The organism is Streptomyces olivaceoviridis, from assembly GCF_014650115.1.
Lineage (GTDB): Bacteria > Actinomycetota > Actinomycetes > Streptomycetales > Streptomycetaceae > Streptomyces > Streptomyces olivaceoviridis.
In genome coordinates, this window is the sequence record NZ_BMUI01000019.1 from 56,695 (window position 1) to 69,588 (window position 12,894).

At 71.6% G+C, this 12,894-nt stretch carries 14 protein-coding genes; 10 read left to right on the plus strand and 4 right to left on the minus strand.

Annotated elements, in window-relative coordinates:
- Nucleotides 1-40: 40 nt before the first annotated feature.
- A complete protein-coding gene (locus tag IE273_RS29795) occupies nt 41-397 on the plus strand; it encodes a winged helix-turn-helix transcriptional regulator (RefSeq protein ID WP_189818270.1) in 357 nt (118 codons plus the stop codon).
- A gap of 623 nt (nt 398-1,020) precedes the next feature.
- Here the strand turns inward: IE273_RS29795 and IE273_RS29800 are convergent.
- From IE273_RS29800 to IE273_RS29810, 3 genes are all read right to left on the minus strand, one after another.
- Nucleotides 1,021-1,347 (minus strand): nuclear transport factor 2 family protein, encoded by a 327-nt coding sequence (locus tag IE273_RS29800; protein ID WP_229887676.1) that lies wholly within the window; start codon nt 1,345-1,347, stop codon nt 1,021-1,023.
- A gap of 74 nt (nt 1,348-1,421) precedes the next feature.
- Nucleotides 1,422-2,351 (minus strand): NADP-dependent oxidoreductase, encoded by a 930-nt coding sequence (locus tag IE273_RS29805; RefSeq protein WP_189818272.1) that lies wholly within the window; start codon nt 2,349-2,351, stop codon nt 1,422-1,424.
- 17 nt (nt 2,352-2,368) lie between these two features.
- Complete coding sequence (locus IE273_RS29810) at nt 2,369-2,839, minus strand: MarR family winged helix-turn-helix transcriptional regulator (protein ID WP_189818273.1); 471 nt, start codon at nt 2,837-2,839, stop codon at nt 2,369-2,371.
- Nucleotides 2,840-2,996: 157 nt separating this feature from the next.
- On the opposite strand from IE273_RS29810, the gene IE273_RS29815 reads away from it, so the two are divergent.
- From IE273_RS29815 to IE273_RS29850, 8 genes are all read left to right on the plus strand, one after another.
- Nucleotides 2,997-4,217, plus strand: a complete 1,221-nt coding sequence (locus tag IE273_RS29815; protein ID WP_189818274.1) for an MFS transporter — start codon at nt 2,997-2,999, stop codon at nt 4,215-4,217.
- A gap of 158 nt (nt 4,218-4,375) precedes the next feature.
- Entirely contained in the window at nt 4,376-4,798 is a 423-nt protein-coding gene (locus IE273_RS29820; RefSeq protein ID WP_189818275.1) for a GlcG/HbpS family heme-binding protein, read from the plus strand.
- Nucleotides 4,799-4,961: 163 nt separating this feature from the next.
- Nucleotides 4,962-5,789: an aldo/keto reductase gene (locus tag IE273_RS29825; RefSeq protein ID WP_189818276.1), complete on the plus strand. Its 828-nt coding sequence runs from the start codon at nt 4,962-4,964 to the stop codon at nt 5,787-5,789.
- A 127-nt stretch (nt 5,790-5,916) separates the two neighbouring features.
- On the plus strand, nt 5,917-6,954 hold the full coding sequence (locus IE273_RS29830; protein ID WP_189818277.1) for a TIGR03571 family LLM class oxidoreductase: 1,038 nt from the start codon (nt 5,917-5,919) through the stop codon (nt 6,952-6,954).
- Nucleotides 6,955-7,076: 122 nt separating this feature from the next.
- Nucleotides 7,077-7,505 (plus strand): universal stress protein, encoded by a 429-nt coding sequence (locus IE273_RS29835; protein WP_189818278.1) that lies wholly within the window; start codon nt 7,077-7,079, stop codon nt 7,503-7,505.
- Nucleotides 7,506-7,823: 318 nt separating this feature from the next.
- Nucleotides 7,824-9,005 (plus strand): adenosylhomocysteinase, encoded by a 1,182-nt coding sequence (locus IE273_RS29840; protein WP_189818279.1) that lies wholly within the window; start codon nt 7,824-7,826, stop codon nt 9,003-9,005.
- A gap of 158 nt (nt 9,006-9,163) precedes the next feature.
- Nucleotides 9,164-9,454, plus strand: coding sequence for a hypothetical protein (locus IE273_RS29845; RefSeq protein WP_189818280.1), 291 nt, complete (start codon nt 9,164-9,166; stop codon nt 9,452-9,454).
- Nucleotides 9,451-9,987 (plus strand): GNAT family N-acetyltransferase, encoded by a 537-nt coding sequence (locus IE273_RS29850; protein WP_189818281.1) that lies wholly within the window; start codon nt 9,451-9,453, stop codon nt 9,985-9,987. Before IE273_RS29845 ends, IE273_RS29850 begins: the two co-directional genes overlap by 4 nt.
- A 67-nt stretch (nt 9,988-10,054) precedes the next feature.
- Here IE273_RS29850 and IE273_RS29855 read toward each other — a convergent pair whose 3' ends face one another.
- Nucleotides 10,055-11,629, minus strand: coding sequence for a protein kinase domain-containing protein (locus IE273_RS29855; protein ID WP_189818282.1), 1,575 nt, complete (start codon nt 11,627-11,629; stop codon nt 10,055-10,057).
- Nucleotides 11,630-12,042: 413 nt separating this feature from the next.
- Between IE273_RS29855 and IE273_RS29860 the strand changes: the two genes are divergently transcribed.
- A complete protein-coding gene (locus tag IE273_RS29860; RefSeq protein WP_268257523.1) occupies nt 12,043-12,894 on the plus strand; it encodes an ABC transporter substrate-binding protein in 852 nt (283 codons plus the stop codon).

Consider the following 12,894-nt stretch of genomic DNA (forward strand, 5'->3'; position numbering starts at 1 on the left):
AGCTGGTAGAAGCCGATCCACGAGCGGAGTGACGCGACCGTTGGCGACGACATGCGCATCCGAACGACACGACCACCACGACGTCTACGCGGCCCAGTGCCCCTGCCGGGAGGTGCTGGACCTGCTGGCCAACAAGTGGTCGGCGCTGGCGATCGGGGCGATGGAGGAGGGGCCGCAGCGCTTCGGGGCGCTACAGCGGCGTCTGGAGGGCGTCAGCCCGAAGGTGCTCACCTCCACGCTCCGCCGCCTGGAGGAGAAGGGGTTCGTGGACCGGACCATCTACCCCGCGGTGCCCCTGCACGTGGAATACGCGCTCACGGACCTGGGATGCAGCGTGGCCCAGCCGCTCGCCCAGCTACGGAACTGGGTGGAGGACCACGTCGACGAGATCGCCTAGGCACGCGGGCCCGTCCGGCGGTCCGCTCGCCTTCGTCGCGGGTACGGCACGTCATGCCGGCCGGTTCCGGGTGCCGTTGCTCGCCGGTGCCCGGAAGGCGCGCGGGTCGCCGGGGCGTCGCAGGGCCGGGTCCTCGTCGGCGAGGTGCTGCCCTTCGCCCCGGCGTCCGGTGGCGAAGTAGTTCCGAGGCCGAGGTGCATGAACCCGGCCAGGCCGCTCTCGACCAGCCGCCAGGCACTGCGTCTGCCGTCGGCGAGCGGAATCGGGGGAGGTCGCGGCGGTGTCGGCCCGGACGGGGCCGCCGGGATGCGCCCCGGTCGCCCGGCGCCGGATCAGTGCCGCCGGACGCCGCCGGGTCCTGCGTGGGTGCCCGGAGTGTCCGGCACCGGCCGCACCACCTCGACCGGCCCATGGACCGCGTCCGAGCAGCCTGCCTCCCGCGCCGCAGGGGCGAATTGTCCGCGCCGGGGGAGGTGAACCGTCCCCGCCGGCGTGCGCCGGGCCTCGCCCGTGCGAAGCCCGGCGCCGGGCACCCAGGCCGCGGACCGCGGGCGTCCGCTTCGCCGGGAACGGCACTTTCCACCCTCCGGTGTCCGGTGCCGGACCCTTGAGCCGGTCAGTGATCAGTGATCGGTGATCAGTGTGTAGCGGACGGTCTGGGCCTGGATGAGCCCGTCGTGGAAGACGAAGGTGTCGACACCGTCTTCCACGCGGCGCCCTGTCGGGCTGGCCGCGGACCATTCGAGGAACAGGACATCGCCTGCGAACTGCGGCTTCAGTTCCCAGTCGGCGTCCGGGAGATCGGCCAGCAGCTTGCCGATCGCCTCTTTGACCCCTTCGCGGCCGTGCAGGGTGCCGGACGGTGTGATGAACACGGCGTCCTCGGCGTAGTTGGCGGCGACGCGGTCGAGATCTCCCGTCCCCAGCCGCGCACCGTGGTCGGCGAACACCTCCTGCGGACGACGGTGATCCGATGGGGTGGGTGTTGTCATGACGTGCTCCTTCGCACAGGGGCCGGGGCCGTTCAGCGCCCGGGGACCGACAGGACGAGCTTTCCCCTGGTGTGACCGCCCTGGCTGATGCGCCACGCTTCCGCGGCCTCATGGAGGGGCAGCACTCGGTCGAGATGGACGGTCAGCCGGCCGTCGTCGGCCAGGGCGGCCAGGGCGGTGAGATCGGCCCGGTCCGGCCGCACCCATACGTAGTGCCCGCCCTTGGCGGCGGCTTCCGGGGCGACGACGGAGGCCAGCCGGCCGGGGTCGTCGAGCAGGTCGAGCGAGACGTCCACCGCGTCGTGCCCGGCGAAGTCCACAGCGGCGTCCACCCCTTGGGGGGCCAGCTCACGGACACGGTCGCGCAGGCCGTCCCCGTAGGCCACGGGGACGGCGCCCAGGGAGCGGAGGAAATCGTGGTTGCGCTCGCTCGCCGTCGCGATGACCCGTGCCCCGAGGGCGGTGGCGATCTGGACTCCGAACGAGCCGACACCCCCGGCCGCGCCGTGGACGAGCACCGTCTCGCCCGGCTGGAGGCCGGTGCGCCGGACGGCCTGGTAGGCGGTGAGCCCCGCGAGGGGTACGCCCGCCGCCTCCTCCCAGGTGAGCGCGGCGGGCTTGGGAGCCAGCAGGCGCACGTGCGCGGAGACCAACTCCGCATAGGCGCCGAACTGGGCCCAGTCCTTGCGGATGTAGCCGAAGACCTCGTCGCCGGGGGCGAACTCGGTGACGTCGAACCCCACCCGCTCGACGACGCCGGCCACGTCCCAGCCGGGAATCAGCGGGAAGCCGGTCTCCATGACGGCGTCGAGCCGTCCTTCGGCGAGCTTCCAGTCGACCGGGTTGACCCCGGCCGCCTTCACACGGACGAGGACTTCACCGGGTGCCACTTTGGGGTCCGGCAGCTCTGTCCATTCGAGGTCTTCGGTACGACCGTACCGGCGCAGTGCCATGGCTTTCATGGACGGACGTGCTCCTTTCAGGCGGCGACCGCGATCGGGGTGGGCGACGACCGCAACGCCCGGACCAGCGGTTCTAGCCTGGCGTCCTGAGCTGCCTCGGCGAGCGCCGCCCGCAGGGCGGTGTCGTGAGTGGGGCGCGCCGCCTCAAGCAGCTCCGTACCGGCGTCGGTGACGTTGGTGTAGATCCCGCGGCGGTCGGTGGGGCACAGGTAGCGGGACAGCAGTCCGCGGTCCTCCAGGCGGGTGACCAGACGCGTGGTGGCGCTCTGGCTGAGGACGACGGCGTCGGCGACCTGTTTCATCTGCAAGTGCCCTCCGTCTCCGTCGTGCTGCCGGCTGAGCACGTCGAGCAGCGCGTACTCGCGGGCGCTCAGGCCGTGACCCGTTTCCAGGGCGCGTTCGAGGTGTGTCTCGATCTTGCCGTGCAGCAGGGAGAGGGCGCACCAGCCCTGAGCCAGGACGGAGAGCGCTGGGGTGGTGGCGGTCACAGGAGCCTCCTTCGGCGGCGGGCCGGTCGATGGCCAGCATACTTGCGCACAATGTCTATTGCAAGCACCGGCACACCGCGCTTGCGTATATGAAGCGTCTGCAACTATTGTGGTCGCACGTAAGCGTTCCACGCAATCGCTCGGAAGGTCTCTCCCCATGCCTCTCGCGCTCCTGGCCCTGGCCATCGGGGCCTTCGGGATCGGCACCACCGAATTCGTGATCATGGGCGTGCTGCCCCAGGTCGCGGACGACTTCGGTGTCAGCATCCCCACCGCCGGCTGGCTGGTGTCCGGCTACGCGCTCGGCGTCGTCATCGGTGCCCCGCTGCTCACCGTGCTCGGCACCAGGGTGTCCCGCAAGAAGATGCTCATGTTCCTCATGGGCCTGTTCATCGTGGGCAACGCCCTCTCGGCCGCCGCCCCGAGCTTCGGCCTCATGCTCGTCGGCCGGGTCATCGCCTCCCTCGCGCACGGCGCGTTCTTCGGCATCGGCTCGGTGGTCGCCGCCGACCTGGTCGCCCCCGAGAAGAAGGCCTCCGCCATCTCCCTGATGTTCATGGGCCTGACCGTCGCCAACATCGTCGGCGTCCCCGGCGGCACCTACATCGGACAGGTCGCCGGCTGGCGCCTCACCTTCACCCTCGTCGCCGCCCTCGGCGTCATCGGACTCCTCGGCGTCGCCAAGCTCGTCCCCGAGCAGGGCAAGCCCAGGGCCGGGAACGTCCGTGCCGAATTCGCCGCCTTCAAGAACGTCCAGGTCTGGCTCGCCATGGCGATGACCGTCCTCGGCTACGGCGGTGTCTTCGCGGCCATCACCTACATCACTCCGATGATGACCCGGGTGGCCGGCTACACAGAGGGCGCCGTGACCTGGCTGCTCGTCCTGTTCGGCGTCGGCATGTTCCTCGGCAACCTGCTCGGCGGCAAGTTCGCCGACCGGGCCCTGATGCCGATGCTCTTCACCACCCTGGCGGCCCTGGCCGCGGTACTGCTGCTGTTCACCGCGACCGCCCACAACAAGGTCCTCGCCGCCATCACGCTCACCCTGATCGGCGCGCTCGGCTTCGCCACGGTGCCCCCGTTGCAGAAGTGGGTCCTCGACCAGGCCTCGGCCGCCCCGACCCTGGCCTCGGCCGCCAACATCGGCGCCTTCAACCTCGGCAACGCGCTGGCCGCCTGGCTCGGCGGTGTGGTGATCGCGGCCGGCCTCGGCTACACCTCGCCGAACTGGGTCGGTGCCCTGCTCTCCGGCTCAGCCCTGCTGCTGTCCTTCCTCGCCGCGTTCCTCGACCGCCGTACACGCCGGGCCTCCGACAGCGTCACGGCCGGCTCCCCGCACCCGCAGGCCCAGCGGACCAGCGCCCCGATCGGCCACTGACCCCTTTGCCCACCCGGCACTGACCCCCCACCCGGCACTGACCCCCCACCCACTCGGTCACTGCCCCCGGCCACTGGCCCCCCGCATACCAACCCCCCACCCACCCACCCACCCGGCCGGACCAGACCCGACACCCCGAACGAAGCGAGCACCACACCATGAGCACCCCCGCCACCGTCGCCCCCCTGACCACCCAGGACGCGGAGGCCCTGATCACCGCCGCCCGTCGTGCCGCGGAGGCGGCCGGGGTCACCGTCAGCGTCACCGTCCTCGACGCCGGCGGTCACCTCATCGCCTTCCGCCGCGACGACCGCGCCGTGCTGATCTCCGGGGAGACCAGCACCCGCAAGGCGTACACCGCGCTCCAGCTCAACGCCCCGACCGCCGACCTCGTCGACCTGGTCAAGCCGGGCGGCCCGTTCCACACCCTGCCCACCGCCCTCGACCGGCCGCTGCTGTTCATCGCCGGCGGCCTGCCCGTCCACCGCGACGGCCGCCTCATCGGTGCCATCGGTGTCGGCGGCGGCACCCCCGAGCAGGACCACGGGTTCGCCGCCACGGCACTCGGCACTGTCGCCTGAGGACATCCCTCGTCTGAGGACATCCCGGCCGGCAGTGCCGGCCCAGCGCCCGACCGCCGGAACGGATCGGCCGGGCCCGCACCACGGCAGGCCAGGGCGCACTCCGCCGCACCGGAGGGGCCCTGCCCGGCACCACCCGTCACCACGCAAGGAACTCCCGCGCATGACCGCCCCCGTCCCCACCGTCACGCTCCACAACGGCGTCGAGATCCCCCAGCTCGGCTTCGGCGTCTTCCAGGTCCCCGACGCCGAGACGGCCACGGCCGTCTCGGCCGCTCTGGAGGCCGGCTACCGCTCCATCGACACCGCCGCGATCTACGGCAACGAGTCCGGGGTCGGCAAGGCCCTCGCCGGCTCCGGCATCCCCCGCGACGACCTGTTCGTCACGACCAAGCTGTGGAACGCCGACCAGGGGTACGACGCCACGCTCAAGGCCTTCGACGCCGGCCTGGAAAGGCTGGGACTGGACTACGTCGACCTTTACTTGATCCACTGGCCGACCCCGGCCCGTGACCTGTACCGGGAGTCATGGAAGGCCATCGAGAAGCTGGCCGCCGAGGGACGGATCAGGGCCGCGGGCGTCTCCAACTTCCAGCCGGCGCACCTGAAGCGGCTGCTGGACGGCGCCGACCTGGTGCCGGTGGTCAACCAGATCGAGCTGCACCCCGGCCTCCAGCAGAGCGAACTGCGCGCCCTGCACGCCGACCTCGGTATCGCCACCGAGGCGTGGAGTCCGCTGGCGCAGGGCGCCGTCCTCGGTGACGAGGCGATCACCGCCATCGCCGCGCGGCACGGCAAGTCGCCCGCGCAGGTCGTCCTGCGCTGGCACCTCCAGCTCGGCAACATCGTCGTCCCCAAGTCCGTGACGCCCGCCCGCATGCGCGAGAACCTCGACGTCTTCGACTTCACCCTGTCGGGCGAGGAGATGGCCGCGATCGCCGCCCTCGACCGCGGTCTGCGCACCGGTCCGCACCCGGACACCCTCCACTAGTCCCTCTTGGCCGACCCGGGCGGGAGCGCTTGGCACCGTCCCGCACGGACTGTCCCGGACCACGCGGACGCGGCGGGCGGACCCGCCCGCACGAGCCGCCGTACCGACCTTGAAAGGTGTCCATCCGATGTCCCCGACCCCCACTGCCCTGGAGCGGCTCGTGAACCCCGCGGGTCTGCCGACCCTGGGCCTTGAGCTCCCCCTCAACAACGACTGGGGCCACACGCGCCTGCGCGCCAACCGGGCCGCCGGCCGTCCCTTCGGCGTCCCCGACCTGACCCGTCACGCCGAACTGGCGCGCCTCGCCGACACCCTGGGCTTCGCGGCCCTGTGGGTCCGGGACGTGCCCCTGTACGACCCCGAGCAGTTCGGCGACGCCGGCTCCGTCTTCGAGGCCTTCACACATCTGGGTCACCTCGCAGCCGTCACCGAGCGGGTCGTGCTCGGGACCGGCGCCATCGTGCTGCCGCTGCGGCAGCCGCTGCTCGTCGCGAAGGCGGCGGCCACCGTGGACGTCCTCTCCGGCGGCCGGTTCGTCCTCGGGCTGGCCAGCGGCGACCGGCCGGTGGAGTACCCCCTGTTCGGCGAGGACTTCGAGGCTCGTGGTGCCACGTTCCGCAAGGGCGTGGAGATCCTGCGCGAGGCCTGGGCCACCCGTGCGAGCGGGCAGGGCATCAGCCTGCCCGACATCGGACTCGGCGCCGATCGCAACCTCGATGTGCTGCCCAAGCCGACGGGGCGGACCGTTCCCCTCGCCATCGCGGGGCATGCGCAGCAGTCCGCGGAGTGGATCTCACGCAACGCCGACGCCTCCCTCAACTACCCCCGCCCCCTGGGCGCCCTGCGGCTGAAGACCCGCGAGTGGCAGCAGCTCACCGCCGGGGCCCCCAAGCCGTACCTCACTCCGATGCAACTGGACCTCACCGAGGACCCGGCCGTCGCCGCGACCGCGATCCGGCTCGGCCTGCGCACCGGACGTGAGGCCCTGGTCGACCACCTGCGGGAGATGGGCGGGCTCGGCGTCAGCCACGTCTCCTTCAACCTGCGGCCCGGCGACCGACCCGTCGAGGAGGTCCTCCGGGAACTCGCCGAGACGGTGCTGCCGCACTTCCCCACCCCCGACGTGACGACCGCGACCGGTGCGGACCCCGTCGCCACGCTCTGACACCGGCTGCGCGCCGATCGTTCCGTACCGGACCCATGCCGCTCGCGTGAACGCCGCGGACCTCTCCTCCCCCCAGAACATCTCAACTTCCCAGAACATCTCACCTTCCGAAGGAGTGACTCATGTTCAAGAACATCGTGGTCGCCGTCGATTCCAGCGCGGGCGACACGGTCGCCCTGCGCACGGCCACTCGTCTGGCGCAGGTCGCGGGCGGCGTCGTGCACGTCCTCCACATCGCCGTCACGGACATCGAGCACCAGACGGTCGTGCGTCTGGAGGACACCGGCGCGGCACGGCAGGTCCTCGACATCGCGGTCAAGTCGGTAGCCGACGCCGGAGTCCGCTCCGAAGGACACCTCGCGGCGGGGACGGTCGGTGAGGTGCCCGGCATCATCACCGACACGGTCCGGGACCTCGGCGCGGACCTGCTGGTGATCACCCCGCACAAGCGGAACATGTTCACCGCCTGGTTCACACCCCGGGTGAGCGACGCGGTGACACACGTCAGCGGCATCCCCGTCCTCCTGGTGCCCGACGGCGCCGACGCGTAGCGGGCCGCGGGGCGCCGGGGCGCCGGGGCACCGAGCTCGGGAGGGCTCCCTGTCGGGCACCTCTTGCCCGAGTGGGGTTATGCGTATAACTTGCCCCCGGGGAGCAGTTTCCCCGCGTCGCCCCGGTCCAGAGAGGAGGTCACCGATGAACACGAGTCAGGCGAGCCGCCACCTGTGGATCTTCGGTGACCACTCCTTCCGCAGCGATTTCTACGGCTGACAAGAGGCTTCGCGTCGAGGGGACAGGTGTGCCCTCGACCCGGCTCCACGGCACCCGAGGTGCCCTGTCTCCCTCCCTCTCGGCCAAGGAACTTCGCCATGTCCCAGCTCACCCCTGCCCGCTGCCCGGTCCCGCACGACGGCACCCAGTGGGCCGCCCGCCACATGCCGATGCTGGCAGCCACGATGCGGACGCACGCGTCCGCGTTCGCCGGCCGCCGCATCGGCATCTGCCTGCACATCGAACCCAAGACCGCCGTGCTGGTCGGCCACCTCGCCCAGGCGGGCGCCGAGATCGTCCTCACCGGGTCTCCCGGCACCACGCAGGAGGACACCGCGGACGCGCTGCGCGACTACGGCATCACCGTCGTCGGCCACCGCTCCGACGACCTCGCCCGGCACCGCGAGAACATCGCGCGCGTCCTGGACGCACAGCCCGACCTCATCCTCGACAACGGCGCCGATCTCATCGAGGGTGTCCTCGCCCGTGGCGGCCTGCCCGGCCTCGTCGGCGCCACGGAGGAGACGACCACCGGGGGCCTGCGCATCCGCTCCTGGGACCGCCGGCCGGACTTCCCGGTGATCGTCATCAACGACAGTCGCCTCAAACTGCTGGTCGAGAACGAGTTCGGTGTCGGCCAGAGCGTCGTCCAGGGCTTCATGAACGCCACCAACCTCATGATCCCGGGAGCCCGTGCCACCGTCGTCGGCTACGGCCCCTGCGGACGCGGCGTCGCGGACACGCTCGCCCACCTCGGCGCCCGCGTAGCGGTCGCCGACACGGACCCCTACCGTGCGCTGGAGGCCGTGATGGCAGGCCACCGGGTCGGCGCACTCGTCGACCTGCTGCCCCGCACGCAACTGCTCTTCCTGGCCACCGGCCATCCCGGCGTCATCGGTGCCGCGGAGATCGGGGCGCTGCGGCACGGCACCGTCGTCGCCGGGGTCGGACACATGCCCTGGGAAGTGGACGCGAACGCGCTCGCCGAACACACCGCCTCCGTACACCGCTCCGGGCCCAGCGGACAGGAACGCGCCGTGCACCGACTGCGCGACGGCCGCGAGATCGTGATCCTTGCCGATACGAAGATGATCAACCTGACGGCGGCCAAGGGCAATCCGATCGAGGCCATGGACCTCGGTCTGACCCTCCAGGCACGCAGCCTCGCCGCGATCGCCACCGGCCACAGCCCCTCACTCGAACCCGGTGTACAGGCGGTGCCGGCGTCCATCGACAGGCAGGTCGCCGCCGACCTCGTCGACACTCTGAGCCGTATCTGAGTTCCCGGACCCGGCCCGTGCGGGCCTGATGCGCCCGGCCGTCCCCGGTCACATCAGGCCGTCCGGCGCCGCCCCTTCGAGGTGTACCTTTCCGACGGATCGATCGACAGGTCATCGAACAAGGCCGACGTCGTCGCGTCGGTCGGGAAGGCACGCCGATGCGTACGCTGGTCGACGAGGACCGTACGACGCCGAGCGGCGGTTCGCCGCCGGCCGAGACCGTTCGGGACGGCCCATGGCGGACGCCGGCCGCGCTGGAGACCGAAGTCGACGCTCACCGCGCCGAGTTGGCCGATGAGCGCGACGACCCGGGGCAGCGCCTGGCGGGCCGCGGCCGTCACCGGAGCCGGCAGGTCGTGGACGCGCCCCGCCGCGTCGCCCCCGTCCGTGCCGGAGCCCGCTTGCGACACGGGCGGCTCGTCGGACACCCCGAGGCGGTCGCGGCGTGAGCGCCCTCGCGGCCCAGGCCCTCGGCACCAGGCGGCTGGACCTGCTGCCGCTGCGCGTCGAGCACGCCGAGGAGATGGCCGCGGTGCTGTCCGACCCGGCCCTGCACACCTTCATCGGCGGCACTCCGGACACCCCGCGAGCCCTGCGTTCGCGCTACCGGCGCCTCACCGCGGGCTCGCCCGACCCCACCGTGTCCTGGCTCAACTGGGTGATCCGGCTCCGCGCGGAATCCTGCCTGGCGGGCACCGTCCAGGCCACGGTCGGCCCCTACGGCCAGGGCCTCGTCGCCGAGATCGCCTGGGTGGTGGGGACGCCGTGGCAGGGGCGGGGCATCGCCACCGAAGCGGCCCGGGAACTCGTCGACTGGCTCGGCTCGCAGCCGGTGCGCACCGTCATCGCCCACATCCACCCCGAACACCGGGCATCCGCCGCCGTCGCCGCTGCCGCCGGCCTCAGCCCCACCGACGAATGGCACGACGGCGAGATCACCTGGCAGCGGAGCGTCGGACGAGTGATCCACGGGTCGCGCTGACCGCGCCCGGCACCCGTCGCGCGCAGGGGCGGGGCCCACGTTCACCCCCCGGCGGCGCTCCCCGCGCTCAGGACTTCGACGAGCCCTCGCAGGCGCTGCTCAGGTCCTCCAGGTCCGAGGTCATCTCGTCCCGTGCCGCGTGGAAACTGGAGTTGCCCGGGTCCCTGAGGCTCGCGCCCATCGTCCTGGCGTCGGCGGCGAGGGCGCTGACGGCCGCGCGTACGTCCGCGTCGTCCGCGTCGGACGCGGCGCGGTCCAGGCTGGAAGCCAGGTCCTGGTACGTGGTGACGGCCGAGTCGACGTTGTCGCTGGTGACCGGGTTGGGGATCAGGTCGATGTGGCTCCGGAGCGTGTCGGTCGCCACCCGGCAGGCCGGGTCGGGGGCGGGATCCGGTTCCGCCTCCTCGGTGGCCGGGTCCGAGACGTCGGGGGATTCCGCGGCCGGTGGCGCGTAGGGAGTGTACGTGGAAGCCGGCTGGGAGCCCGTGGTCGACGTGTCGTCCTTCGTGGCGGCGTCGATGATCTTCGGGCCGAAGACGAGTGCGAGGACGGCGAGTACGGCCACGAACAGCCAGGCCGACGCCTGGTGGCCCGACGTGGTCCGCTCGGCGGCGTAGACGTCCTGCACGGTGATCTGCCCGCCCTTGCCGGTGCCCTTCACCCTGGCCAGGTCGACGCCCTTCAGGGCCGCGCGTTCCCGGGCGGCCGGGGTCGCGTCGATGCGGGACGTCCTCTCCGACGTGCCTGCGGTCCCCGCCTCCTTCGTCTTGCCGCCCCCGCCCGTGACCTTCGTCCGCGCCGTCCCGCCCGCACCCTTGGTCGGGGGAGCGTCGAGGAGGGCCAGGGCCTTCTCGACCGTCGGCCGTTCGTCGGGGTCCTTCTCCAGGAGCGCGGTGATCAGCGGCGTCAGCGTGCCCGCGTGCCGGGGCGGGTCCGGCTGCTCGATCAGGATCGCCGTGAGCGTCGCGGTCTGGCTGTCCCGGCGGAACGGCGAGACGCCCTCGACGGCCTGGTAGAGGGTGGCACCCAGGGAGAACAGGTCGCTGACCGGACGGTCGTCGACGCCGTTCGCGCGCTCCGGGGCGACGTACTCCAGCGAGCCGATGAATCCGCCGGTGGTGGTGAGCGAGGTGTCGGTGGCGTGGACGGCGATGCCGAAGTCGGTCAGCAGGAAGTCGCCGTTGTCCGCCACCATCACGTTCGCGGGCTTCACGTCGCGGTGGATGATCTCTTCCCGGTGGGCGGCCTGGAGCGCCGACAGCAGATGACGGGCCGCGCGCGTCGCCTCCGCCACCGACAACGGGCCGCGCCTGTCCAGGTGTTCGAGGAGCGAGTGCCCGGTGACCAGGCGCATGATCATCCAGGGCTTGTCGTCGTCGAAGACCACGTCGTGCACCGCGACGACATGGGGGTGGTCGCGCAGCCTGGCGGCGTTCCGCGGCTCCCGCTCGGCGCGGGCGAGGCGGTCGGCGTGCTCCTTGGGGGAGGTGGCCGGTGGGAGGTAGAGCTCCTTGACCGCGACGTCGATGCCGAGGTCCAGGTCACGAGCCTTCCAGACGATGCCGAAGCCGCCGCGGGCCAGTGCCTCGTCGAGACGGAAACGGTCCCCGATCACCTTGCCGGGCTGGGTCTCCTGTGCCATGGCCCCCCTCTCCACCGCCGGTCGTCCGACGCCACGTCGACACCGTATCGGTGCGTGCACGTTCTGTGACGGGCGCTTCGGCTCCGGGGACCGCTTGTGACGGAACCGTTTCCTGCCGCCCGCGGTGGTCACGCGAGCCGCCGCTCGGTGATCGCGGCGCCGGTCGCGTGCGGCTGTCGCGGCACCCCCCGTTCCCGGGTTTCCGGTCGAAGGTATTGACGCTCACGACGGCCGGTGAGAACGTTCTCTCACTCCGCAGCGAGAGAACGTTCTCTCGCTGCGAGGGGGCGTGCTGCACGGGTCATCGCTTCGGCCTCGTCGGCATCTGCCCCACCTGTCCTCTCGTCCGGGTCGGTCAGTCGGATCCGGACCTCAAGCACACGCGCGAGTGTCCCGGCATGCATGGAGGAGTTATGGGGAAGGCCCGTCCAGCGAAGAGAGGGTTCGCCGCGGTGGCCGTGCTGCTGCTCGCGGTGACCGGTTGCGGTTCCGGGGGGACGTCCGCTGGGGCGGGCTCTGCCGGTCAGGCGCAAGGGGTCGGCCGAGCGGGCGTACTGAAGATCGGTACCTCGAACAACATGAAGCCCTACGCCTACGAGGAGAACGGCAGGCTGACCGGCTTCGAGGTCGATCTCATCTCGGCAGCCGCGCGCAAGCTCAAGCTGGAGCCGCAGATCGTGTCCCTGGACTTCTCGGCGCTGCTGCCTGCGGTCAGCAACCGGCAGTTCGACGTGGCCGCCGCGGCGATCGGCATCACCGCGCCGCGCAAGAAGGTGGTCGACTTCTCCGACGGCTATCTCGCCGGCTACTTCGGCGTCCTGACCAAGCAGGACAGCGGGATCACCTCCTCCGTCGCGAGCGTGAAGGGCAAGCGGATCGCCGTGTTGCAGGGGTCCATCGAGGACGCCAACGCCGGCACGTTCCTGCCGGGCGCGGACATCGTCCGGTTCCCCGACGACAACTCCGCCGACCTGGCGCTGAAGAACAACCGAGTCGCCGGATTCTTCAACGACTTCGGGCCCAACCTCGGCATCGTCAAGAAGTACCCGGACCTGCACCTGAAGCAGCCCATCACCCTCCCGGCCACCGACTTCCCCGCCGGCTGGGCGGTACGCAAGGGCAACACCGAGCTGACCGGCGAACTCGCCGGCGCGCTCAAGCAGTTGGTCGACGACGGCACCTGGCTGAAGCTCTACAAGAAGTACTTCCCGCAGGACCCGGTGCCCACCGGCAGCCAGCTGCCCCCCTACACCCCCAAGGGGTAG

What these genes read in the sequence shown, in the direction of transcription:
- IE273_RS29830 (WP_189818277.1), top strand. Translation starts at nt 5,917, where the DNA reads ATGTCCCCGACCCCCACTGCCCTGGAGCGGCTCGTGAACCCCGCGGGT.
- IE273_RS29835 (WP_189818278.1), top strand. Translation starts at nt 7,077, where the DNA reads ATGTTCAAGAACATCGTGGTCGCCGTCGATTCCAGCGCGGGCGACACG.
- IE273_RS29860 (WP_268257523.1), top strand. Translation starts at nt 12,043, where the DNA reads ATGGGGAAGGCCCGTCCAGCGAAGAGAGGGTTCGCCGCGGTGGCCGTG.
- IE273_RS29805 (WP_189818272.1), bottom strand. Translation starts at nt 2,351, where the DNA reads ATGAAAGCCATGGCACTGCGCCGGTACGGTCGTACCGAAGACCTCGAA.
- IE273_RS29855 (WP_189818282.1), bottom strand. Translation starts at nt 11,629, where the DNA reads ATGGCACAGGAGACCCAGCCCGGCAAGGTGATCGGGGACCGTTTCCGT.
- IE273_RS29845 (WP_189818280.1), top strand. Translation starts at nt 9,164, where the DNA reads ATGCGTACGCTGGTCGACGAGGACCGTACGACGCCGAGCGGCGGTTCG.
- IE273_RS29840 (WP_189818279.1), top strand. Translation starts at nt 7,824, where the DNA reads ATGTCCCAGCTCACCCCTGCCCGCTGCCCGGTCCCGCACGACGGCACC.
- IE273_RS29815 (WP_189818274.1), top strand. Translation starts at nt 2,997, where the DNA reads ATGCCTCTCGCGCTCCTGGCCCTGGCCATCGGGGCCTTCGGGATCGGC.
- IE273_RS29820 (WP_189818275.1), top strand. Translation starts at nt 4,376, where the DNA reads ATGAGCACCCCCGCCACCGTCGCCCCCCTGACCACCCAGGACGCGGAG.
- IE273_RS29825 (WP_189818276.1), top strand. Translation starts at nt 4,962, where the DNA reads ATGACCGCCCCCGTCCCCACCGTCACGCTCCACAACGGCGTCGAGATC.